Below are 23,105 nucleotides of genomic sequence, written 5' to 3'. Positions count from 1 at the left end.
TATTAATTAAACTGCAGGATATACAGATACTTTTTTGCGGTTTTTGTCTTTTCTTTCAAATTTAACAAAACCATCAACTAAAGCAAAAATTGTATGGTCTCTTCCCATTCCAACATTTGCTCCTGCGTGTGTTGCAGTTCCTCTTTGGCGAATAATAATATTACCAGCTCTTACGAACTCGCCACCAAATTTCTTAACACCTAGACGTCTACCTATCGAGTCTCTATTATTTTGAGTTGAACCTTGACCTTTCTTGTGTGCCATTGTATTTCTCCTTACGCTTTAATTTCTTTTACTACTACACGAGTAAATTGTCTTCTAAAACCTCTTTTTAGTTTAGAATCTTTTCTTCTTCTTTTCTTAAAAATTACAACTTTTTTATCTTTACCTTCGTTAATAACTTCAAGAACAACTTTAGCTCCACTAACAAAAGGTGTGCCTATTTTTAATTCTTTATCGTTAATAGCTAAAACTTCTGTAACTTCTACGATAGACTTTTTTTCTGCTTCAAAGCGATCTAACTTTAACTCGTCGCCAACACTTACTTTATACTGCTTACCGCTATGTTTAAAAATAGCATACATATTTCATCCTTTTTGATTTAGTAAGTCCCATTAAGCACTTTAAAATTTTAAAGATTTATAAGCTTAAATGAGTTGTAAAAAGCGAATACTATCAAAAAATCATTAATTTTTATTTAAAATTTTATTTTTTTTGCTACACTTATAGGAATTTTTAATTAAAAAGGAAATTAGTTATGGGTTTTGAAGGTAGAAATGAACTAGTTAATTCTAGTATTAGTTATTTTGAAAAATACACACATAAATTTATAAATAATATTCAGACGCATTATAGAAGCGAAGGCAAATTTTTATCAAAAGAATGTGAAGAAGCCTATGAAGAGCTTTTCTCAATGCTTTTAACAAAAGATTTTGATACTGAAAGAGGTAAAGAAATTGCTAAAACTAAAGATTTTAACAAGGCTTGTTTTTTTGAATTCTTACTAAAAACTTATATTGATTACTCAAAGCATGTGTTAAGCAATAATTTAAATCATAAATTAGTTACAAATTTAGCTTTTGCATTAGAAAGATATGGTTCTATTTTTTGCACAATTTGCCATGATTCATCAACTGCACAAAGCTCTATTAATGTATTTTCAGCTAGTAGCTCAGGTGGATTTTTTATCCATGAAAACTTCATAGATACATTTAAAAAGATGATTTCGGTAGGAGAAAAACTAGAGTTTTTAAATCTTTACAATGGTGTTCCTGTGAGAACTTATGGAGAAATACTACAAGTTGAAGATGCTAGTATAGTAGTAAAAGTTGATTTAATGCAAATACTAGCAATGAAAGAAGAAGATTGTGCTTATATTATTCAAAATCAATATTTACAAAAAAATATAAAAGCAAACATACTATCAGTAAATATAGTAAATTGCACAGTAACTCTAAACAATTTTGAAAGCCAACCATATATGCATGCTTTAAAAAGAGCATATCCTAGGGTTCATCCTAATGAATTTACAAAAATTGCTCTAACTCACGAAGATGGAAGAGTGGCAAATGGAAAACTATTTGATATTTCAGAAGGCGGAATTGGTGTTGTATCTAATGAAGATGTAGGATTTAAGAGTGGAGATATTTTATCATCTTATATACACTTACATATGCCATATTCAAATGAAGCAGTTGAATTTAATTTAAAATTTAAACTTGTTGTTTTAATCGTATATCAAAATGCTTATAGATATTGTTTAGAAATTCTACCAAATCAAGAAGATGCTAAAAAAATTCAAGAATTTGCAAGCAGAAGAGTAGATGAAACATTAGTAGAGCTAAAAAATCAATTAAGCCTTTATAAAAGAGATTAATAATGGGTCTTGATGTATTTATAATAGATTTATTTACTAACCATAACTTAATTTATATGTTAATTGCCTATTTAATAGGCTCTATTCCTTTTGGATTAATATACGCAAAACAATTTGCAAAAGTAAATATAAAAGAATCAGGCTCAAAAAGTATAGGTGCAACTAATGTATTAAGAGTGGTAAAACAAGTAAATCCTAAACTAGCTAAAAAATTAGCAATAGCAACAATGCTAAGCGATTTTTTAAAAGCAATGTTACCTATTGCTTTTGCACTAATAAATGATGTTAATATTGCTACAATTTGGGCTATGGCAGTTCTTAGTGTTATAGGACATTGTTATAGTATTTATCTAGGTTTTGATGGTGGTAAAGGAGTAGCTAGTGGAGCAGGTGCATTAATATTACTTGTTCCTTATTCTGTAATAATAGGACTAATTTGCTGGCTTATCATAGGTAAAGTATTTAAAATATCAAGCTTAGCTTCATTAATAGGGTTTAGTATAGGTGTAATAAGTGCTGAGTTTTTATATGCTGATCTTAGTATTAATTCTCATGCACCGCTTTATTTGATATTATTTTTTATTTTTTATAAACACATACCTAATATTAAAAGATTGATTTTAAAAGACGAATGCAAAGTCATATAATAATCAAAATTGATTTTAAATGTATAATAGGCTTATTAGAGTTTGAAAGATTAGAAAAACAAAAAATAAGCCTAGAAATAGATGCTAAGGCTGATAGATTTTTGGACTATGCAAAAGTAGCGAAATTATCAAAAAAATATCTAAAAGCAAAGAAATTCCACACATTAGAAAAGGCAAATAAAAAACTTGCTAAAAAAATTAAAAATAAATTTCCACAATTAAAAAAGATTAAAATAAAAATTAAAAAACTAGAAATTATGAAAAATGCAACTTTAGGTGCTAAATACAAAAAAAAATATTAAATTAAGTTTAAAAAAACTTGAATGTTTGCTTAAATTGTGTTAGCATTCCCTTAATTTTACTTTAAGGAAAAAAAATGCGTATTTTAGTTGTAGAAGATGAAATATCTTTAAATAAGACTTTAGCCGAAGGCTTAACTGAATACGGCTATCAAATAGATTCTTGTGAGAATTGCAATGATGCTGCTTATTATGTAGGAATTAGAAATTATGATTTGGTTTTAACTGATTGGATGTTGCCTGATGGAGATGGAACTGATTTAATTCATATTGTAAAACAAAAATCTTCAAGAACTTCAGTTATCATTCTATCAGCAAAAGATGATAAAGAAAGCGAAATAACAGCATTAAAAGCAGGTGCTGATGATTATATTAAAAAGCCATTTGATTTTGATGTTTTATTAGCTAGAATTGAAGCTAGACTTAGATTTGGTGGCTCAAATACAATTAAAATTGACAATCTTGAAATTGATCCAGATGAAGAAAAAATCACATACAAAGGTAAAGAAATAGAACTAAAAGGAAAACCTTTTGAAGTATTAACTCACCTTGCAAGACATTCAGATCAAATAGTTTCAAAAGAGCAATTATTAGACGCTATTTGGGAAGAACCTGAATTAGTAACCCCTAATGTAATTGAAGTTGCAATCAATCAAATTAGACAAAAAATGGATAAGCCTTTAGGGATTTCAACTATTGAAACAATTAGAAGAAGAGGCTATAGATTTTGCTTTCCCAAAAAAGCATAAGAAATAAGTTTTTCTTACAACTAGCATCAACTATTACGGTGCTAGTTGTTATTTTTTCAATTTTGTCTTATCAGATTCTAAAGATTAATATTATGCAAAATGAATTTGATAATCTCATAAAAAACGCAATAAGTATAATAGAAGTAAATAATAATTCTGATTTTATAATATTTAAAGATTATAAAATCATTCATTTAGATAAAAAAAACGCAAAGCCTAATTTTAAAATAGTCAATGAAAATGATAAAAAAATCCTAATTCTTACTCATCCATATAATGAATTAGGAGATTATATAATCTTAAAAAAAGATATAACTCAATCAATAAAAATACTTGATACTATATTTATAAGCTTGTTTTTAATAATTATTATTGCTATTAGTTTGATTATTTTTTATTCTTTATTTTTATCAAGAATACTTTCAATGCACTTAAAAGAATTAAGTGTAAAAATAAGTAGATTTGATGATAATTTTACTAATAGACTTGATACTAAAAACTATCCATTAGAATTTAAAGACATTATCAATAGCATAAATCATCTAATTACTAGAATACAAAATTATAACACTTCACAAAAAGAGCTTTTTATAGGAATTGCACACGAATTAAAAACCCCATTAGCAGTAATAAAAGCAAAAAATGATGTAACTCTAATAAAGCCAAGAGATAGTGAGTATTACATTAATACAATAAAAAATTCAAATGAAAGCATAGATAATATAAACAAAATCATAAATGAAATTCTAAAAATAGGACGATTAGAAGGTGCTCAATTTGAAGAACCTGATGAAATAGACTTAATTGAGTATATAAAAAATGAAAGCAAAAATTTTAGTCTTTTAGGCGCAAAAACAAGCCAACGCATAGAATTAAATCTAAGCCCAAACGAGCTTCGCATTAAAATACAAAAAACACTATTTTCACAAATTTTACAAAATTTTATACAAAATGCTTTTAAATTTTCAAGAGAAGATACAATAATAACAATTACGACTTTTATCAAAGATTCTACATTTTATTTATATGTAGATGATATGGGTTGTGGAATTAGCGAAGATAAAGATTATTTCGCACCTTTTAAACGATTTGGAAATAAAGAAGGTGTAGGATTAGGGCTTTATTTATCAAAATCAGCAGCAACAGCCCTAAAAGCTGAAATAAAACTTGAAAACAGAAAAGATATGCAAGGAACAAGAGCTATTTTTTCAATGAAAATCAAAAAAAATTAAGAGAGAAATATGGCAAAAAAAACAGCAATTATTGACTTAGGTTCAAATGGCATTAGAATGGCGATTTATGAAAAAACTTCAAGATATGGATTTTATATATTAAACGAGCAAAAAGTAAAATTTCGCCTAGCTCAAGGTGCTTACGAACAAGATAATATACTTTTAGAAAAACAAATCAAAAAAGCTTATGAAATCATAAAATATTTTAAAAATCAAGCCCTTAATTTTAAATGTAATAAAATTTATTGCATAGGCACATCAGCCCTAAGAGATGCAGTAAATAAAGATGAATTAGTAAATCTACTAAAAAAAGATTTAAAGTTAAATATAAAAACAATAAGTGGCGAAGAAGAAGCATATTTAAGTGGTTTTGGTGCAATTAATCTACTTCCAAAACTTGAAGAAAGAGCAATCTGCCTTGATATAGGTGGAGGAAGTGCTGAGCTTTGTCTTTGTGAAAATCAAAAAATAATAAAAACATTCTCGCTTGATTTAGGAACAGTTAGGCTAAAAGATTTGTTTAAAGATAAGTTTAATAAACTAGAAAAACACATAGATGCGTATTTAGATAAAATCCCGCAAGATTTTAAAGCCTCAACCCTAATTACAATAGGTGGCTCTTTAAGAGCAATTAGCAATGCAATTATGGAAAAAAACGACTATCCATTAAATCAAGTTCATGCTTTTTCGTATCAAGCTAATGATGAGATTGATTTTATAGACAAAATTATAAATTGTAAAAATCAAGAACTAAGCTCGCTAGGTATTAAAAAAGAACGCCACGATACCATAAAAATGGGTGCATTAGTCTTTTATAAAATCATTAAAAAACTTCAAATAAAAAACATAATAACAAGTGGTGCAGGAGTAAGAGAAGGCGTATTTTTAAAGGATTTATTCAAGCATCACAAAGGCTTTCCTGTTAATTTTAACCCTAGTTTAAAGAGTTTAGAAGATAGATTAGTTAAGTTTAAATCAAGCTCTTTAGTTAGTAATGTAAATAAACTTTTTAATGTTTTAGAAGATATTCATTATGTAGATAAAAAATATCAAAAACACCTCAATTATGCTGCAAGACTCATTGAAAGTGGCTTATTACTAAGCTTTTATTCAAACCACAAACATAGTGCTTATTGCATATTGAGTGGATTAAATTTTTGTATAAAGCATGAAGATAAGGCATTAATAGCAACGATTATTGAACAACACGGCAAAAAAATAAACTATGAAAATCTCAAATTAAACAAGCTCTTACCAGATGAAAACACAATAAGCTGGCTTAATTTCATATTAGCATTTTGTAATACTTTAAACAAAGGTAAAGAAAACGAACTTTGCAACTTTACTTACAAAAACAAAACTTTATATATAGAAAAGAAAACAAACAATTTCATCATCCAAGAAGCAATCAAAAAAATAAGCAAACCAAAAAGCTTTAATATTTATATAAATGATGAAGAAATTTAACACTATTTTAGTTGAAAGAATTTGAATTAGGAATTTAGCTTTTAATCTTAAAAGCTTACGATAATTAATCCAAATTCCTATTTCAAATTCCACGAAAATTAACAAGAATTTGAATTAGGAATTTAGCTTAAAGAATTAAGATATTTTAAAATCGTTACAATTATATCTTCATCGCTTTTACTAGGTGCTTTTAGAATAATTCTTTCATCGTTTTCTTTTAATAATTTTATATTTTGCTCGTAGTTACTAACTTCAATAAAATTATTTTTAATACATAAAATCTTAATCGCCATAAGTGAAAAATAATTCTTAGTATAGCTATCAAACTTACCAAATCTATCATTAAAACTATCTTCTAAAGCACTAAGTTCAGCTAAATTTTCGCACTCATTTACCTTTCTATATAGCGATAATCTTAACTTATCATTTGGCACCAAATAATCACTTATATAAGCATTTACTAATAGTTTTTGCTCGTATTTTATCTCTTTTGTAACATTGCCTTTGCTTAAGCGATTGATTTCAGCTTCAAGCATTTTTATATATAAAGCATAGCCGAGTTGTTCTATATGTCCGCTTTGCTCAGCTCCTAATAAATTTCCACCGCCTCTTATTTCCAAATCCATTTGCGCTAGCGTGCTACCACTTCCAAGATATGAATTACTTGCTAGACTTAAAAGCCGTTTTTTTGAATCTTCGCTAAGATTTTCTTCATTATCTACTAGAAAATAGCAAAATCCTTGAATCTTACTACGCCCTACTCTACCACGAAGTTGGTGTAAATCTGCTATTCCAAAATGATTTGATTTTTCTACTATTATGGTATTTGCATTAGCTAAATCAATTCCGCTTTCTACAATGCTAGTGCATAATAATAAATCATATTTTTTATCTTCATAAGCAAAAAGCTTTTCTTCTGCTTCATTTGCAGGAATTTTTGAATGCAATACTAAAATCCTAAGATTAGGATATAGATTCTCTAAATAACGCTTTTTATGCTCAATTGAAGCGATGTGATTGTGAATATAAAAAATCTGTCCGCCTCGCCTTAATTCTCTAGCAATAACCTCTTTAATCAAAGCATCATCATAAGGTTTTACAAAGGTTCTAACATCTAGCCTATCATTTGGCGGAGTTAGGATTTGCGAATATGTTTTAAGCGTGCTTAAAGCTTGATTTAGAGTTCTTGGAATTGGAGTTGCACTCATGCTTAATTGATGAGCTTTTATGCTTATATCTTTTAATTTTTCTTTTTGTTTTACGCCAAATTTATGCTCTTCATCAATTACTATTAATCCTACATCGTCAATCGCTAAAGATAAAAGCGAGTGAGTGCCTATTATAACCTTAGGCTCTTTTGTATTCATAATGGCTTTTTTAGTATTTGAAAATCTATCAAGCCTAAATACATTTATCCCAAAAGGCTCTAAGCGATTTTTTAAGGTCTTATAATGCTGAGAACATAAAAGCGTAGTTGGAACGAAAAATAAAGCATTCAAGCCGCTTTTAACACAAGCAAATATTGCATGCATAGCAACTTCAGTTTTACCAAAACCAACATCAGCACTAAGTAGCCTATCCATAGGAGTTGTTTTTGCTAATTCAGCAAAAATTTCATCTAATGCTTTTTCTTGATCGCTTGTTAGACTAAACCCTGCACTAGCTTTAAAAAGCTCATATTCTAAAGGCTTTTTAATAGCTTTTGTTACGATTAATTGTCTTTTTGCTGCAAGTTCAGTTATCGCACCTGCTATTGCTAGAAGTTTTGTTTTTAACTTTTCTTTTAATTTTACAAAGGTATTTTTGCCTAATTTATCAAGCTCAGGAATAGAACTTGAAATATATTTATCAAGCAAATAAAGTGAACTAGTAGGTAGCAATAATTTATTTTCATTTTGATATTCAATCACAATAAATTCTTGCTTTTTGCCTTCATTTTCTATTAGCTCAAGCCCTAAAAATCTACCTACTCCATAACGCTCATGAACTACATAATCATTTTTAATTAATTCATCTAAAATTATGCTAGATTTATATTTTTTCTCTTTTTTATAGTATTTATTAAGGCTTATTATTAATTCATCATCGCTTTTAATATTTACAATTTCGTTTGAAATAATTTTTTCTACATTAGACCCAAGCTTAAATTCTAAAAATTTATTTTCATTACTTGCTAGAAGTTTTATTTTTTTATTTTCGTTTAATTTAAAAAAATCATTGCTAGGAATAAAGACCATATCTTGATATTTTAATGCTTTGCTAATTACATTTCCTATTTCAAATTCTTTAATACAAACATAAGAAAAATCCAAATAATTATGCAATTTTAAATACCAATAAAATACGCTCTCATAGTCTTTAAAACTATCATCAGAGTTTTTTATATCATCGTTAATTTTTTCAAATTCATCTTCGCTAACTCTTGAAATTATCGGTAAAATTAAGCATTTTTCTAATTCTTCTTTAAAGCTAAGTCCTGTGGCTGCATCAAAAAACTTAACGCTTTCAACCTCATCATCAAATAAAACAATCCTAATAGGATTTTCATATTTTAAAGAAAAAATATCTATTTTTTCATGCCCTATACAAAACTCCCCTGGGCTTTGCACGATATCTACTAAAGTATAGTTTAATCTTAAAAGCTCTTTTGCTAGATTTTTTAAATTAATTCTACTAGCAAATTCAATTTCTAAACATTTTAAATTTTCTTTTGTAGGTAAAGGCTTTTTGATAGTATTAATAGGAATTATTAAAATCTTTTCATCTTGATAATCATAATAATCACTCAAAACCTTTGAAATATCAAAAAGCTCCATTGTAAATGAGCGTAAATCATCGCCTACATCAGCTCTAAAATCAGGCATAATAAAGCTTTTTTTGTTTAAAAACTCGGCTACACTTGCAAGACTTTTTGCCTCATTTAAATCTTCACAAACTACTATTTTTGGGCTATTTTTTAATAAATATTCATATAATTTTGCTTGCATAAGCTTTTAAAAACCTTTCTACCAAAACAAAAGAGCCAAATACAGCATAAAATTTATTATCATCTAACTTATTAAAATCACTATATTTTATATCTAGCTCTTTACAAATGCCTTTTACATCAGCTAATGCTCTATGTGAGCTTTCGTAATTAAAAATCAAAACTTCATCAATGCAAGGCTTTAGAATTTGTAATATATCTTTTACATCTTTATTAGCAAAAAAATTAGCTATTAAACTAACTTTGCCATTAAAATGCTTTTGTAATTCCGATTTCAAATTCTTTGCAGCTGCGCCGTTGTGCCCTACATCAATGATTATATTTTTTGCTAGTTTTTCACATCTAGCTCTTAAATCTAATTTAATAGCTTTTCCTATATAAAAATGATTAAGTAATTCAAAATAAGCAAGCTGAGCTAAGCTAAAATTATGCTTTAAAAACTCGCTTTCATCAAGACATAATTTAGAATAATCGTATTTTAAAAAACTTGCTTTTACACCTTTTTGAATGACTGCCTTTCTTATCATTTCATTATCATTTGCAAATACATTTACATTTTGCATTGCTTTGATTTTTGTTCTATAAATATCATCTAAATTAGAGCCTAAAATATCAGCGTGGTCAATACTAATAGGAGTAAATACACATAAATCTCTTTTAAAAATACTTGTAGCATCGTATTCACCGCCAAGTCCAGCTTCAAGCACTACGAAATCACACTCAGCAAAAACAATAGGTGCTAAAAAGCATAAATATTCAAAATAACTAAGGCTTTCTTTTGTGTTAAGCTCTTTTAATTTACTTTGCAATATTTGATGGGCAATATCAAGATTAATTTCTAATGGATTTGAGTTTTCATATATGCTAAAACGCTCTTTATAAGAAAATATATGTGGGCTTATAAAATGCCCTACTCTATAGCCACTATTACTAAGCATTAAAGCAAGGTATCTTCCAGTGCTTCCCTTACCGTTAGTGCCTAGGATTTGAACTACTTTTTGAGTGTAATCAAATCCTAATAAATGTTTAAATCTATGAGCTTTAAAAAGGTCAAACTTCTCGTAAAATTCAGCTAAATTATCTAAATAGCTTGTAAGGTTATTTTCTGCTTGCACTTTTTATATTGTTTCTGCCTGCATCTTTTGCAGCATATAAAAGCTTATCAACAGCTTCAATAAACTGCTCTTGAGTATCATAACTCTTTCTATCACTTACACCGCCACTTACTCTTATACTAATTGTTTTACCTTTACATAAGAACTTTTGCTCTGATACTAAAACTCTAATTTTTTCTGCAAATTTCACAGCATCATCAATAGAAGCATGAGGTAAAATTACCATAAATTCTTCTCCGCCATATCTTCCTGCACAATCTAGTTTTCTTATATTATTTAAAATAATATTTCCTAAATTAGCAAGTATTGTATCGCCTGCTGCGTGTCCATAAGTATCATTAATAACTTTAAAGTGGTCTATATCAAAAAAAGCTATTGAGTAATTAATATTATATCTACCATAAGACTCTTCTGCTAATTTTAATTGCTCTTCTAATTGTCTTTTATTTGCAAGTTGAGTTAAAAAGTCTACTTGAGTTTCTTCTCTTAGTTTATTAATTTCTTGCTCTAACCCTTGAACTTTAATTTTTAATTCACCTAGAGTATCGGCATCTTGTTTTGTTTTTTCTTTTAAGTCTATAATTTCTTTTTCAAAAGTAGCAACGATAGCGATTAATTTTTCTTTAATTACTTGCATTGCCCTATCTTCTGCTTTAATGCTTTCTATTTCTTTTTTAATCTCTTGAACTTTTACTTGAGAATTAGTTGCCATATTTAAAATATTAACTATTTTATCGCTGATTTGCTCTAAAACATCATTTAATACTTTATTTGAACTTGAAATCTCTGCTCTATCTATATCAATTCTTTTTTTAATCAAATCTTTAAATTGTTCAGCAATTTGCTTTGCTCCTAAGATTTGTGGCTCTGCACTTATGCTCTCACAAAATTGATTAATTTCTTCATTTACATAATTTGCAATAGATGGAGTAAGCGAATAAGCCACTGATGGAGCTAAATTTTCGCAAATTGAATCAGCATTACTCTTTTCTAATTTTGATGCTAATTCATCTAAAATCTCTTTAAAATCATCTCTTGCATTTAAGCCTAAATGCTGAATTTTGTTATTTAATTCAAATTGATCATCTTCTACATTGATCCAATCGTTTTTTAAATCTTCTAAAGTTCTTATATTAATGCTATTTAATTTATTTAAAGATTCTTCACTTAGATGCTTTGTAGCTTTATTTGGTATTTTTGATAATATTGAAAATAATTTTCTGCATAAAATACTATAATTTGTAATGATTTTTTTATCCGTATTATCTTCTTTAATACCATTTGCTTTTGATATTAAAAATACCACCAATTCTTCTAAGCTTTTAACATTTCTACCTTTTACATCTTGAGCTAACATAGGGTTTAATTTAGCAATATAGCTTTGGATTTTATCACTATTTTGAGAAGTTCTTCCGTATTTTTTCGCTACTTCATCAAATACTTCTGAATAATTTTCAGGAGTCAATAAAAGATTTCTTTTAGTAAGCTCTACGATAGTTTCTTTAGCAATTACATTAATATTAATAGACATGTTTACTCTTTATAAATTTTTTCTCAATACTAACAAAACAAAATTAATTATTAACTACATAATAACCTTTAAAGCAAATTCGTTAAACGCCTTTTGGCTAGCTTGATTAATCGCTCTACTTTTTTGCTCATCACTTAAAACACTAATTTGATTTGTATTAAAAATATGCTCGCCTGAAGTTATGATTTTTTTATTTTTTCCATCTTTATAAGTTACATTAAATTCTAATCTAATAATAGCCTTATAACTCTTAGCATATCCAAACTCATCGTAATATAAAGCGATAAAATCACTACTCAAAATCCTTAAAACAATTTTGCTATCAGCATATTTACTAATGCTTTTATGCATATAATGTTCTAAATAATTTGTAAAATTATCGCTTAGCGTAATACTATCTTTAGGCTCAGCTTTATTAATTATAGTAACTACATTAACGCTTTCACCTAAAGAAGAGCTTGTGGCTTTGTTTAACGGAGCATAACCACAAGCACAAAAAAATAAAACAAAAATTAAAAATATATTTTTCATTTAATTACAATATTAATTAATTTATTAGGAATATAAATTTCTTTTACTATTGTTTTTTCTTCTAGCCACTTGCTTACTTTTTCTTTAGCTAAAGCTAAAATTTCATCATTACTTGCACTCGCACCTACTTCAATTTCAGCTCTATTTTTACCATTTACACTAATTCCAAGCTTAATTGTATCACTTACGAAAACTTCTTCTTTTATTTCATAGTTTTTAATGTTTTTTCTATTAAATAATTTTTCGCTTAACTCACTTGCAATATGCGGAATAATAGGCTCAAGAATGCTTAAAATTATAGCAAAACCTTCACTTAATACCATATCATCATCTGCGTTATTTAAAGCATTTAAGCTTTCCATACAAGCAGCTATTAAAGTATTGAACGCATAAGTTTTATTAAATACATCATCAGCCTTTTTTAAAGCTTCATACACTTTAAGTCTTGCAAATTTATTCTCTTTGCTAAGATTTGCATGATTAATATTTGAAAAATCAACTACATTAATACCACTTGCTTTATCATAAAGTCTATTTAAGAATCTATAAGCACCCTCAACCGCACTATCATTCCACTCAAGTTCTTTTTGTGGTGGTGCAGCAAATAAAATGAAAAGCCTTGCAGTATCAGCTCCGTATTTTTCAATAATTAAATCAGGATCAACGGTATTGCCTTTACTCTTACTCATCTTAGCACCATCTTTTAATACCATTCCTTGAGTAAGTAAGCGCTCAAATGGTTCATTTACATTTAAATATCCTAAATCTCTTAAAGCTTTTTGGAAAAATCTAGCATAAAGTAAATGTAAAATCGCATGCTCAATTCCGCCGATATATTGATCTACATTCATCCAATATTTTGCTTCTTCATCAATTGCTTTTGTATTCCAATTAGCGGGATTACTCGCAAATCTTGCAAAATACCAAGAGCTTTGAAAGAAAGTATCCATGGTATCGCTCTCCCTAATAGCGTCTTTGCCACATTTAGGGCATTTGCATTGTTTAAATGTAGGGTGTTTTTCTAATGGATTTCCTTCGCCATCTATAACTACATCTTCAGGCAATGCAACAGGTAAATTACGCTCTAAAACATTACCACAATCTTTACATTTTACAATAGGAATTGGAGCACCCCAGTAGCGTTGGCGAGAAATCCCCCAATCTCTTAGCTTGTAATTAATAATCTTTTTACCTATTTTTAGGCTTTCAAAATCTTTTGCAATTTGCTCTCTTGCACTTGCACTATCAAGCCCTGTGTATTTATCTGAATCAAATAAAACTCCATATTCAGTAAAAGGCTCATTGTGTGAAATACTATCTTTATTAATTACATATTTAATATTTAAATTATATTTTTTAGCAAACTCATAATCTCTTTCATCATGAGCAGGAACTGCCATAACAGCACCACTACCATAATCAGCTAATACAAAATTAGCAACCCATACAGGTAGTTTTTCTTTTGTTAGTGGATGAATTGCATAAATTCCTAAAAATACACCTTCTTTTTCGCTTTGCGCTCTTGCTTTTGCACTCATATTTTGCATTGATTTGATTTTTGCCTTATCTTCATCGCTAATTAAATCACTATCTAAAACTTTTTTAGTTATTTCATGCTCAGGTGCTAAAGCAAAATAAGAAAGCCCATAAATAGTATCAGCACGGGTAGTAAATACGCTAAATTTTAAACCATCTAGCTCTTTATTATCGCTGCTAATTCCTAATTCAAATTCCAAGCCATCACTTTTACCTATCCAGTTTTCTTGCATGGTTAAAACTTGATTTGGCCATTTATCTTCTAAATATTTTAAATCTTTTAATAATTCTTCTGCATACTCAGTAATTTTTACATAATAGCCATTCATAGATTTTTGAATAACTTCATGACCACATCTCCAGCATTTACCATCTTCAACTTGTTCATTTGCTAAAACGGTTTTATCATGATCACACCAATTCACATTAGCTTTTTTAGTATAAATAAGACCTGCTTCATACATTTTAGAAAATATTTCTTGCTCAAATTTAGTATAAATTTCATCACTTGTAGCAAGTAATCTAGTCTTAGAAAACGAAAAACCCAAAGAATAAAGCTCTTTTTTCATATAATCAATATTTTCATAAGTCCATTTTTTTGGATGAAGTCCGTATTTTATAGCTGCATTTTCAGCAGGCATTCCAAAGCTATCAAAACCTAGTGGGTGTAAAACATTGTAACCTGCAATTCTATAATGTCTTGCTAAAGCATCGCCTATTGCATAGTTTCTTACATGCCCCATGTGGATTTTACCACTTGGATATGGAAACATTGATAGAATATATTTTTTTTCTTTACTAAAATCTGTGCTTGGCTCGTAATAATTTTCTTTATCCCAAATCTCTTGCCATTTTTTTTCTATTTCTTTTGCGTTATACATAATCAATCCTTAGAATTCATCTTTATTTTTTATAGCTTCAATTAATACTAAAATTAATGTAAATACGTTAGATATTACAGCACCTATTGTCATGCTATAAACTAAACTACTCATACTCATTCCATAAACTTGAGTTAAAACAAAAGCAATAATCAAATGCACATCAGTTACAAGCGAACTTGCAAAAATTTCTGTGCTTAAAATATTTCTAACCCCAATTTTTAAAAAAGTAGATATTAGGTTAATACTCGCAGCTATAAATAAAGCCACTGGACTTTGATAATATAAAAATCCAGCAGTAGTAGTTAAACTCATTAATGTAAAAAATATATGAATTACTCTTCCAAAATCCATTATAATTGTCCTTTTTCATACATTGCACGAAGGCGCTCTTTTTCTTCTTTTTTTCTAATTTTATCAAGCTCTTTTTCTCTATAATTACTAACGCTAAAATTAAACCACATTAAAAGTGGGCTAGCAACGAAAATTGAGCTTAGAGTTCCTGCAATTACACCAACTATTAAAGCAAGTGAAAACCCATGAATCATATCTCCACCATAAAAGAATAAAATTAAAACCGTAAAAAGAGTAGTTCCTGATGTAAGGGTAGTTCTTGATAAGGTTGCTGATACACTTTCGTTTATTATGCTACCAATATCAGTGCTTTTGCTTTCTTTTATATTTTCACGAATTCTATCAAAAATAATAATTGTATCATTTAGCGAATATCCTAAAACGGTCAAAATTGCTGCTAAAGTATCAAGATTTACATCTATTTGAAATAATGAAATTGCTCCCATTACAATAACAATATCGTGAATTTCACTAATAATTGCAGCCATAGCAAAACGCCATTCAAATCTTACTGCAATATAAACTAAAATAAGTGCAAATGAAACCAAAATTGCCATTAAGCCCTTTTGTCTTAATTCTCCACCTACTTTTGGTCCAACAATATCAACACGCCTTAATTCTATATCACCAGTTTTTTCAAGCATTTTTACAATGCTATCACCTATATCTTTTCCTAAACTATCACTTGAAGCTGAAAACCTAATGACTATCTCGCTAGCACTTCCAAACTCAGTAACACTAGCACCTTTTAAAGCTTCATTTTGATTTAAAATATTGCGAATTTCATCTAAAGGAGCATTTTTGTCATTATATTTAATTTGAACTAAAGTTCCACCACTAAAGTCAATTCCATAATTTAGACCTTGTGTAAATAATAAAATAATTGAACCTAAAACTAAAACTAAAGATAAGCCAATAGATGCAAATCTAAGTTTCATAAAATCATAAATTTTTCTACTTGTAAATACTTGCATCACACTCTCCTATAACCAAACCAAAGTCTTGTATTACCACTTTTTTCAATACGATTCGCAAATAAATCAAATAAAGCATGAGTTCCAATAATTGCTGTAATCATTGATGCAATTATTCCTATACTCATAGTTACTGCAAAGCCTTTTATAGCTCCAGTTCCATAAGCATATAAAGCAGCACTTGTAATTAAAGTAGTTAAGTTAGAGTCTAAAATAGCACTCATAGCATTATGATAGCCATTATTTATAGCATCTTTTAAATTAACCCCATCTCTAATTAATTCTCTAATACGCTCATTAATAATAACGTTCGCATCAACAGCCATACCAACGGTTAAAACAATACCTGCCATTCCAGGAAGTGTTAGTGTAGCTCCAAAAAGCGCCATAACAGCTACTAATAAGAATATATTTGAAATTAAGGCAATATTGGCAAATAAACCACTAATTCCATAATAAACTCCCATAAATACAACTATCATTAAAAATACGCCTAATAAAGCCACTAAACTTTGCTCTATACTATCAGCACCTAAGCTAGGTCCTACACTTCTTTTTTCTAATAATTTTACAGGTGCAAGTAAAGCTCCACTTCTTAAAGCAATTGCTAAATCATGTGCTTCTTCAACGCTGAAATTTCCACTAATTTGACCACTTCCACCGCCTATTCTTTCATTAATTCTAGGTGCTGAATAAACTTTACCATCTAAAACAATAGCTAATTGATGGCCTACTTTTTTGCCTGTAAAGTCTCCAAATATTTTTGCACCTTCTGAATTAAGCGTAAAATTAATCACAGGTTGAGCAGTCTTATCCGAAAAGCCAACTCTAGCATCAATTAGCATTGAGCCATCTAAAATAGGCAGTTCTTTTAAAACATACTTAATAGTTTTGTCTTTTACATCAGGTAATATTATATCGCCATAACTAGCAGCTTCTTCTGCTGTTAAGATATTTCCTTGATCTCTTTTAGCTTTATCTACTTCCATTAATTGTAAATGCGCTGCTTTTGCGATTAAATCTTTTGCTCTTTGTTCATCTTCTGCAGTTTTTATGCCTGGAATTTCAACTAGAATTTTATCTTCTCCTTGTTTTGCAACAGTTGGCTCTGAAAGACCAAATAAATCAAGTCTATTTCTAATAGTTTCTACTGCTTGATCTATTGCAAATTTTGCAGTTTGTATCTCTTCTTCAGGAGTTAATTTAATCTCATAAAAAGCATTATTAATTTCTACTTTTAAGCCTTTTAATTCTTTTAAAATTTTATCTACTTTAACAGCATCATCTTTATCTAATATTTCAAAATGTATTACACCATCACCACTTTTAAATCCATCAGTTAAAATATTTTCTTTATTAAAAGAATAATTAATACTTGAAGCGATTGATTTTACTTTTGATTTGATAGCTTCATTTGTCTCCACGCCTAAAAGCATATGAAGACCACCTTGCAAGTCAAGACCTAAATTAATCTTAGGTCCTTTCGTTGCAAAAAAGCTTGGCATACTTAGTAATACGCCAAAAAGTGTAACAAATATTAAAACATAAAAGCGATATGTAATGCTTTTTGTTTTTTGATTACGCATTATTTGAAGCTTTCTCTATTTTATCTTCATACTTTCTAGCTACGAAATTTTTGTCTAATTTCGCAACAACATCATCATTAATTCTAATTTTTAAATAATCTTCTTCAGCCTTTACAACTTCTACGATTAAACCGCCATTTGTAACTATTTTATCGCCTTTTGTAAGCGCATTTAACATTTCTTTATGTGCTTTTGCTTGTTTTTGTTGTGGGCGAATAATCAAAAAATAAAAAATCGCAAATAATACGATTAAAGGTAAGAATTGAATTAACGCATTTTGTTCCATAAAATATCCTTTAAAAATTGAAATAACGGACATTCTACAAAAAAAGATTTAATCTAAAGTTCTTACAATAAGGCTAGTAGGTAAATTAAATTCATTAATTAATTTAATTTCAAGCTCTCTCATTTCTCCATTATCAACTTCGTGATCATAACCTAATAAATGAAGCATTCCGTGAATAAATAACAAAGAAACCTCATCTTCTAAACTATGACCTAATTCATTTGCTTTTTCTTGTGCTAATTGCATATTTATAACCAAAGAGCCTAAGAAATTAGTATCTAAAAAAGTGTTATCATGTGGAAAGCTTAAAACATCGGTAGTTTTATCAATATTTCTTGTATTGTTATTAATTTCTTGCATTTCATCGTTATTTGTTAAGACTAGTTCAATGTCTTTAGAACTTAAACGATTTGCTAGTTTTTCAAGGTAGGTAATTTCTTCTAAGTTGTCGTATAAAATCATGATATTTTGCCCCAAAAAGGGGCTTAGAATTATTTATCTCTAATGTTTAACTCGTTAATTAATTTAACATAAACATCGTATTTTGTAGCTTTTAAATATTTTAAAAGTCTTTTTCTTTGACCAACTAATTTTAATAGTCCTAGTCTTGATGAAAAGTCTTTCTTAAATACTTTTAAGTGTTCTGTTAAAACTGCAATTCTTTCTGTAAGTAAAGCAATTTGAACTTCAGACGAACCTGTGTCGCCACCAAATCTTGCATATTTGCTGATAATTTCAGCTTTTCTTGCCGAATCCAAAGCCATTTTGACCTCCAAATTGGTGTAAATTAAAAGGCGTGATTATAAAATAAATTGATTAATAAGTTTATTAATTTTTAATAATATAATTAAGTTTTTATTTTATGGGGTGCGTTTAGCTGAGATTAGACCCATTGAACTTGGACAGGTAATGCTGATTAAGGAGTATTTATGATTTTACTTTTATCTTCACTTATTTTTAGTTTAATTTTTTCTTATTTTACAAATAGTGATATTTTAAATTTCTTTGCTTTATTTAGTGGAATTGCTTATGTTTTGTTTATGGGAGTAAAGAATAAATTTTGTTTTATTATAGGTGTATTTAATGCCTTAATTTACGCTTATATTGCATATTTGAATAAACTTTTTGGAGAAGTTTATCTTTATTTATTTTGCTATTTTCCTATGATGATTTATGGGTTTTTTTCTTGGAAAAAAGATGTGTGTATAAGTAAATTAAGCCCTTTTAAATCAATCTTAATATTTATATTAATTATTTTTATTTCTTATATTTATTCTTTTCATTTAAAAGATTTAGACTCAAGGTTTGTTTATCTTGAAAGCTTTATATTTGCAAGTGGGCTTATAGCAACTATTTTAAGCTTAAAAAAAATAATAAATCATTATATTTATATAAGCATTTCAAATATTGTTTCAATTTATATTTGGACAAGGCTTTATCTTGAAAATTCTAGCAATTTAGCAATGCTTGTGCTTATGATTTTGTTTTTTGTATTAGGAGTTTATTATTTATTTTCTTGGAAAAAGGATATAAAATGAATTGCGTAATCCTTGCTAATGGTGAGTTTTGTACTCACAAAATACCGCTAAATTATCTTAAAAATGCTGATTTTTTAATAGCTTGTGATGGGGCTGCAAATGAGCTTTTAAGATTAAAAATTGAGCCTAATGTAATAATAGGAGATTTAGATAGCTTTAAAAACACAAATACAAAAGCAAAAATAATTAAAGTAAAAAACCAAAACACAAATGATTTAACAAAAGCTTATAAATACGCTCTAACAATGGATTTTAATAATATTTATATACTTGGAGCTGGTGGCAAAAGAGATGATCATTTTATTGCAAATATTGCTCTTTTATTTCAATATTTTAAATTAAAAAATCGCTCTAAAAACAAGGTTAATTTAAAAATGATTACAAATTATGGAGAGTTTTTTATAAAAAACTCAAGTTTTACTTGCAATACTTATAAAGGTCAGCAAATATCATTATTTTGCCTTGATAAAAAAGCCAAATTTAGCTCAAAGAATTTAAAATATGAACTAAATAATTTTTCTTTTAAATACCTAAATATAGGCACATTAAACGAAGCTTTAAAAAATACTTTTAGTATAGAAAACCACGATAATAAAGAGCTTTTAGTCTATTTAAATTTTCTTTAAAAATAAAAGAATTTAAAATAGGAATTTAGAAATTAAATTTAACTTAATATAATCTTAGATTTTAAAATTAAAAACAAGGAATGATATGAGAAAAATAATATTATTATTTATTACTTTTTTTACACTTTTAGCTAATGATAATTTTAAAAATTTTTATCCTGATTTTAATGCAGTTAAAATCACTTTTAATAGCAAATATGATTTTTTTAAAAAAGGTGAAGGTGTTATAAATAATACAAAATATCCAATCTATACAAAAAATCCTGAATTAATAATAGAATCAATTTATAAAAATAACAAAACCTTTGATATGTCTAAAATAAGACAATATCAAATATCTTACAAAGTAAAACTTACAAATCTTACAAGAAATAACAATACTTATGAAAAAACAAATGAAATAGACTTAGAAAGCAAAAAGAACTTATTAGATTATATAAATATGAGCAAAATGGAATTTTTTATAAGAGATTTTAAGCTAAATACTAGCGATATAATGCTTGTAGAAATTGAAATAGAAAATATCTATGATAGCAATAATCTAGCAATGTTTTTTAATACTATAAATAAACCAAAAATCGCTTTTATTTATGATGAAATAGGAGAGAGTAAAAAATTAGTTTTTGGAAGTATATGGAAGATTAAAAATACTGAGCCAAAACCTGGCGAAGAGCTAAGACCAATGCTAAGCGAACTTGATAGTGGTAAGGCTGCAATTGCTAATGAGGCATATACAAGAGTAGTTGGCGATGATGTTTATATAGGATTAATTCAAACTGCAACAAAAAATAAAATTAAGTTTTTCTCAAATACTGATAGTGTAAATCATAGTTCAGGGCAAAGTAATAAAATAATTATTTATAAAAAATGTGATTTTTCAGGCTGTTTGAAAGATTATGTTGTAAATCCTGATGGAGCTGATGGAAATGGACTTCCTACTGGAGATTATGTAATTGAGTTTATAAATACAACCGTAGGAAAGCACGATATTTGCTATCAAGAAATAAATGCACAAGGAAGAGCTAGGTCTATGCCTGTATGTAGAGCTTTTATGATAAGACCTTCGGCAATTAAATTAGAAGATATTGAAGTAAATGTTGATGATAGTTTTCAAACAAATATTCCTACAAGCAAAATAAAAGCAACAATTTATGATACTCAAAATAGAATTTTAAAAGTTGGTAATTTAGGTGTAAAACTTGCTAAATTAAAAGTTTTAAACTCTTTTGGCACTGAATATGAGTTTGATTTAGAAAATATAAACTTTAATAAAGTTAGCAAAACTAACCCTGCTATGATTAATTCTTTAGGAGAATTAGAGCTTAAAATCGCATATCCATTCTCAAATCAAGGCAAAATAACCTTTAAAGAAAATGATTTCGTAGGAAGCGATATAGCTAATGGAAAATGCCATTTAAATGGCTATTCTGATGTAGTTAATTCTCATGGCAAAATCTCTTGCAATGTTAGAATAAATGAAATTAACATAGATTTTAAAAGCAATACAACAAAAGTATTAGAAGATATTAAAACTTCAAATAATCTTTCAGATGCAGTTTTATTTAGTGATGAAGTTATAGGACAAAGTGAAGCGGATTTAGGCAAATGCGTTGGATTAAATTGTGATTTTACTCATTCTCTTGAGCTTCCTATTATTGTTAAAAATCACGGAATAAACGATAGTTCTAAGTTAGTTTATAAGTATTTTCCTAATGATATTAATATAGAATTTAATTTAGGATTTTTAGATAATAACGACATAAATGCTGCTAAAAGATATAGAATTTATTCTAATAAATTAAAAGAAAAATCAATAAACATAAGTAATCAAAATATAAAAATGAATTTTGTTGCCACAAAAAGTGTTCTAAATAGAGCCTATGATAGCAAATTAGATGAATTAAATAAAAGTGTAAATATTACTCATAATAAATTAAGCAATATTGCTAAAAATTATTTAGCTAAAGAAAAAGATTTAGAATTTATAACAAAAATCGGCTATACAAAATTTTATGAAACAAATAACTATTCTCCAACGAACAAAGCTGTATCAAATCCTATGGCAAATGAATTTAGCATAGATAAAACAAGCGAAATTAAAATAGATGGAGTTAGTAATTTGCTAAATCAAGACTATTCTTTCATATTTGCAAACGCTAGTTATAAAGATTTAAAAGCACCAAAAAATGCTAAATATATCAAACTACAAGCAAAGGATTTAAATACGCATTATGTTGATAAAACGGGCAGATTAAAAGAATTATATAATACAAAAAGCTCTTTAGGACATTATTATTTAGAAAGCCTAGTAAATATCATAAATGCAATTACATTTAAAAGCGATTATAATTCTAGAATAGATAAGCTTTCAAACGGAGAAGTATTAATTGAACTTGATAAAAACAAACAAAATAATGAATATGTAAAAGATTTAATTAGAACTTATTCAACTAATGTGATTAGTTCAAATTCAAGTTTTAGTATTGAGTTTAGAAATTAAACTCAATACTTAAATAATCTCTACATTCTTAACTCTTGCAAAACTATCACTTTTTGCAAGACTTAATCTAATTATGCTATCTTGCTTAGCTAATAAGCTATGTTTTATACCACTTGCTAATTTTATACTCATTAATTCTTTTAGATTTATTACCTTAGATTCTACACTAAAATCAATCTCACCTTTTAAAACCTGAACAACGATAACGCCATTTGCACTATGTTCTTTCATAATCTTATCTTTTGGTAAAATTATTTGTATTTCTTTGTTTGTTTCATCATCATAAATAGGTGTGATTTTTAGCTCATTTGCATTGCCTTGCCAGTCTTTAATCTCATAAATTGTATTGAACTTCATAATATCTCCTTTAAGAATATATTACTACTTTTTT

Annotated in this window: 23 protein-coding genes and 1 riboswitch; of the genes, 9 read left to right on the top strand and 14 right to left on the bottom strand. The window is 27.7% G+C overall.

All coding sequences use genetic code 11. The features are described from left to right. Positions 1–6: 6 nt before the first annotated feature. Entirely contained in the window at positions 7–264 is a 258-nt protein-coding gene (rpmA, locus tag AVANS_RS01945; RefSeq protein WP_214117382.1) for a 50S ribosomal protein L27, read from the bottom strand. 11 nt (positions 265–275) lie between these two features. Continuing rightward, complete coding sequence (gene rplU / locus AVANS_RS01940) at positions 276–584, bottom strand: 50S ribosomal protein L21 (protein ID WP_239817978.1); 309 nt, start codon at positions 582–584, stop codon at positions 276–278. A 173-nt stretch (positions 585–757) separates the two neighbouring features. Here rplU and AVANS_RS01935 point away from each other — a divergent pair, with 173 nt between their 5' ends. The 6 genes from AVANS_RS01935 to AVANS_RS01910 all read left to right on the top strand — a co-directional run bounded on the left by AVANS_RS01935 (position 758) and on the right by AVANS_RS01910 (position 6,270). Beyond that, entirely contained in the window at positions 758–1,876 is a 1,119-nt protein-coding gene (locus AVANS_RS01935) for a PilZ domain-containing protein (RefSeq protein WP_239817977.1), read from the top strand. Positions 1,877–1,932: 56 nt separating this feature from the next. Next, positions 1,933–2,523: a glycerol-3-phosphate 1-O-acyltransferase PlsY gene (gene plsY / locus AVANS_RS01930; RefSeq protein ID WP_239818524.1), complete on the top strand. Its 591-nt coding sequence runs from the start codon at positions 1,933–1,935 to the stop codon at positions 2,521–2,523. Continuing rightward, on the top strand, positions 2,508–2,825 hold the full coding sequence (locus tag AVANS_RS01925) for a dihydroneopterin aldolase (RefSeq protein WP_239817976.1): 318 nt from the start codon (positions 2,508–2,510) through the stop codon (positions 2,823–2,825). Before plsY ends, AVANS_RS01925 begins: the two co-directional genes overlap by 16 nt. A 74-nt stretch (positions 2,826–2,899) precedes the next feature. Beyond that, positions 2,900–3,571: a homeostatic response regulator transcription factor HsrA gene (gene hsrA / locus AVANS_RS01920; RefSeq protein ID WP_239817975.1), complete on the top strand. Its 672-nt coding sequence runs from the start codon at positions 2,900–2,902 to the stop codon at positions 3,569–3,571. Between the two features lie 92 nt (positions 3,572–3,663). Continuing rightward, positions 3,664–4,803, top strand: a complete 1,140-nt coding sequence (locus AVANS_RS01915; RefSeq protein ID WP_239817974.1) for a HAMP domain-containing sensor histidine kinase — start codon at positions 3,664–3,666, stop codon at positions 4,801–4,803. Positions 4,804–4,812: 9 nt separating this feature from the next. Beyond that, positions 4,813–6,270: a Ppx/GppA phosphatase family protein gene (locus tag AVANS_RS01910; RefSeq protein WP_239817973.1), complete on the top strand. Its 1,458-nt coding sequence runs from the start codon at positions 4,813–4,815 to the stop codon at positions 6,268–6,270. A gap of 122 nt (positions 6,271–6,392) precedes the next feature. Here AVANS_RS01910 and AVANS_RS01905 read toward each other — a convergent pair whose 3' ends face one another. The 11 genes from AVANS_RS01905 to rpsO are packed head-to-tail and all read right to left on the bottom strand — an operon-like array spanning position 6,393 to position 18,814. Further along, positions 6,393–9,257, bottom strand: a complete 2,865-nt coding sequence (locus AVANS_RS01905) for a DEAD/DEAH box helicase (protein ID WP_239817972.1) — start codon at positions 9,255–9,257, stop codon at positions 6,393–6,395. Beyond that, complete coding sequence (locus tag AVANS_RS01900) at positions 9,238–10,371, bottom strand: Mur ligase family protein (protein ID WP_239817971.1); 1,134 nt, start codon at positions 10,369–10,371, stop codon at positions 9,238–9,240. Before AVANS_RS01900 ends, AVANS_RS01905 begins: the two co-directional genes overlap by 20 nt. Beyond that, on the bottom strand, positions 10,355–11,902 hold the full coding sequence (locus AVANS_RS01895) for a GGDEF domain-containing protein (RefSeq protein ID WP_239817970.1): 1,548 nt from the start codon (positions 11,900–11,902) through the stop codon (positions 10,355–10,357). Before AVANS_RS01895 ends, AVANS_RS01900 begins: the two co-directional genes overlap by 17 nt. Positions 11,903–11,956: 54 nt before the next feature. Then, positions 11,957–12,433, bottom strand: coding sequence for an LPS assembly lipoprotein LptE (locus tag AVANS_RS01890; RefSeq protein ID WP_239817969.1), 477 nt, complete (start codon positions 12,431–12,433; stop codon positions 11,957–11,959). Then, positions 12,430–14,850 (bottom strand): leucine--tRNA ligase, encoded by a 2,421-nt coding sequence (gene leuS, locus AVANS_RS01885; protein WP_239817968.1) that lies wholly within the window; start codon positions 14,848–14,850, stop codon positions 12,430–12,432. The genes AVANS_RS01890 and leuS overlap by 4 nt, the downstream gene beginning before the upstream one ends. 9 nt (positions 14,851–14,859) lie before the next feature. Further along, positions 14,860–15,204, bottom strand: coding sequence for a DUF6394 family protein (locus AVANS_RS01880; protein ID WP_239817967.1), 345 nt, complete (start codon positions 15,202–15,204; stop codon positions 14,860–14,862). Then, entirely contained in the window at positions 15,204–16,178 is a 975-nt protein-coding gene (gene secF / locus AVANS_RS01875) for a protein translocase subunit SecF (RefSeq protein ID WP_239817966.1), read from the bottom strand. Before secF ends, AVANS_RS01880 begins: the two co-directional genes overlap by 1 nt. After that, entirely contained in the window at positions 16,178–17,764 is a 1,587-nt protein-coding gene (gene secD / locus AVANS_RS01870; RefSeq protein ID WP_239817965.1) for a protein translocase subunit SecD, read from the bottom strand. Before secD ends, secF begins: the two co-directional genes overlap by 1 nt. Then, the gene (gene yajC / locus AVANS_RS01865; protein WP_239817964.1) at positions 17,757–18,050 is read right to left on the bottom strand and encodes a preprotein translocase subunit YajC; all 294 of its coding nucleotides are present in this window, start codon (positions 18,048–18,050) and stop codon (positions 17,757–17,759) included. Before yajC ends, secD begins: the two co-directional genes overlap by 8 nt. 48 nt (positions 18,051–18,098) lie before the next feature. Continuing rightward, on the bottom strand, positions 18,099–18,512 hold the full coding sequence (gene ybeY / locus AVANS_RS01860; RefSeq protein WP_239817963.1) for an rRNA maturation RNase YbeY: 414 nt from the start codon (positions 18,510–18,512) through the stop codon (positions 18,099–18,101). Between the two features lie 29 nt (positions 18,513–18,541). Further along, entirely contained in the window at positions 18,542–18,814 is a 273-nt protein-coding gene (gene rpsO / locus AVANS_RS01855; protein WP_239817962.1) for a 30S ribosomal protein S15, read from the bottom strand. A gap of 89 nt (positions 18,815–18,903) precedes the next feature. Then, a riboswitch (TPP riboswitch) is annotated at positions 18,904–18,991 on the top strand. Between rpsO and pnuC the strand changes: the two genes are divergently transcribed. From pnuC to AVANS_RS01840, 3 genes are all read left to right on the top strand, one after another. Continuing rightward, positions 18,980–19,588, top strand: coding sequence for a nicotinamide riboside transporter PnuC (gene pnuC / locus AVANS_RS01850; protein ID WP_239817961.1), 609 nt, complete (start codon positions 18,980–18,982; stop codon positions 19,586–19,588). Its footprint overlaps the riboswitch before it by 12 nt. Then, the gene (locus AVANS_RS01845; protein WP_239817960.1) at positions 19,585–20,214 is read left to right on the top strand and encodes a thiamine diphosphokinase; all 630 of its coding nucleotides are present in this window, start codon (positions 19,585–19,587) and stop codon (positions 20,212–20,214) included. Before pnuC ends, AVANS_RS01845 begins: the two co-directional genes overlap by 4 nt. A gap of 85 nt (positions 20,215–20,299) precedes the next feature. Further along, positions 20,300–22,714 (top strand): hypothetical protein, encoded by a 2,415-nt coding sequence (locus tag AVANS_RS01840; protein ID WP_239817959.1) that lies wholly within the window; start codon positions 20,300–20,302, stop codon positions 22,712–22,714. A gap of 9 nt (positions 22,715–22,723) precedes the next feature. On the opposite strand, the gene AVANS_RS01835 is transcribed toward AVANS_RS01840, so the two are convergent. Then, on the bottom strand, positions 22,724–23,071 hold the full coding sequence (locus AVANS_RS01835) for a cupin domain-containing protein (RefSeq protein ID WP_239817958.1): 348 nt from the start codon (positions 23,069–23,071) through the stop codon (positions 22,724–22,726). Positions 23,072–23,105: the final 34 nt, after the last annotated feature.

Origin of the sequence: Campylobacter sp. RM5004, from assembly GCF_022369455.1 — a bacterium.
GTDB lineage: Bacteria > Campylobacterota > Campylobacteria > Campylobacterales > Campylobacteraceae > Campylobacter_E.
Note: the sequence above shows the minus strand (reverse complement) of the source record. Positions and strands in the feature narration are given on the sequence as shown.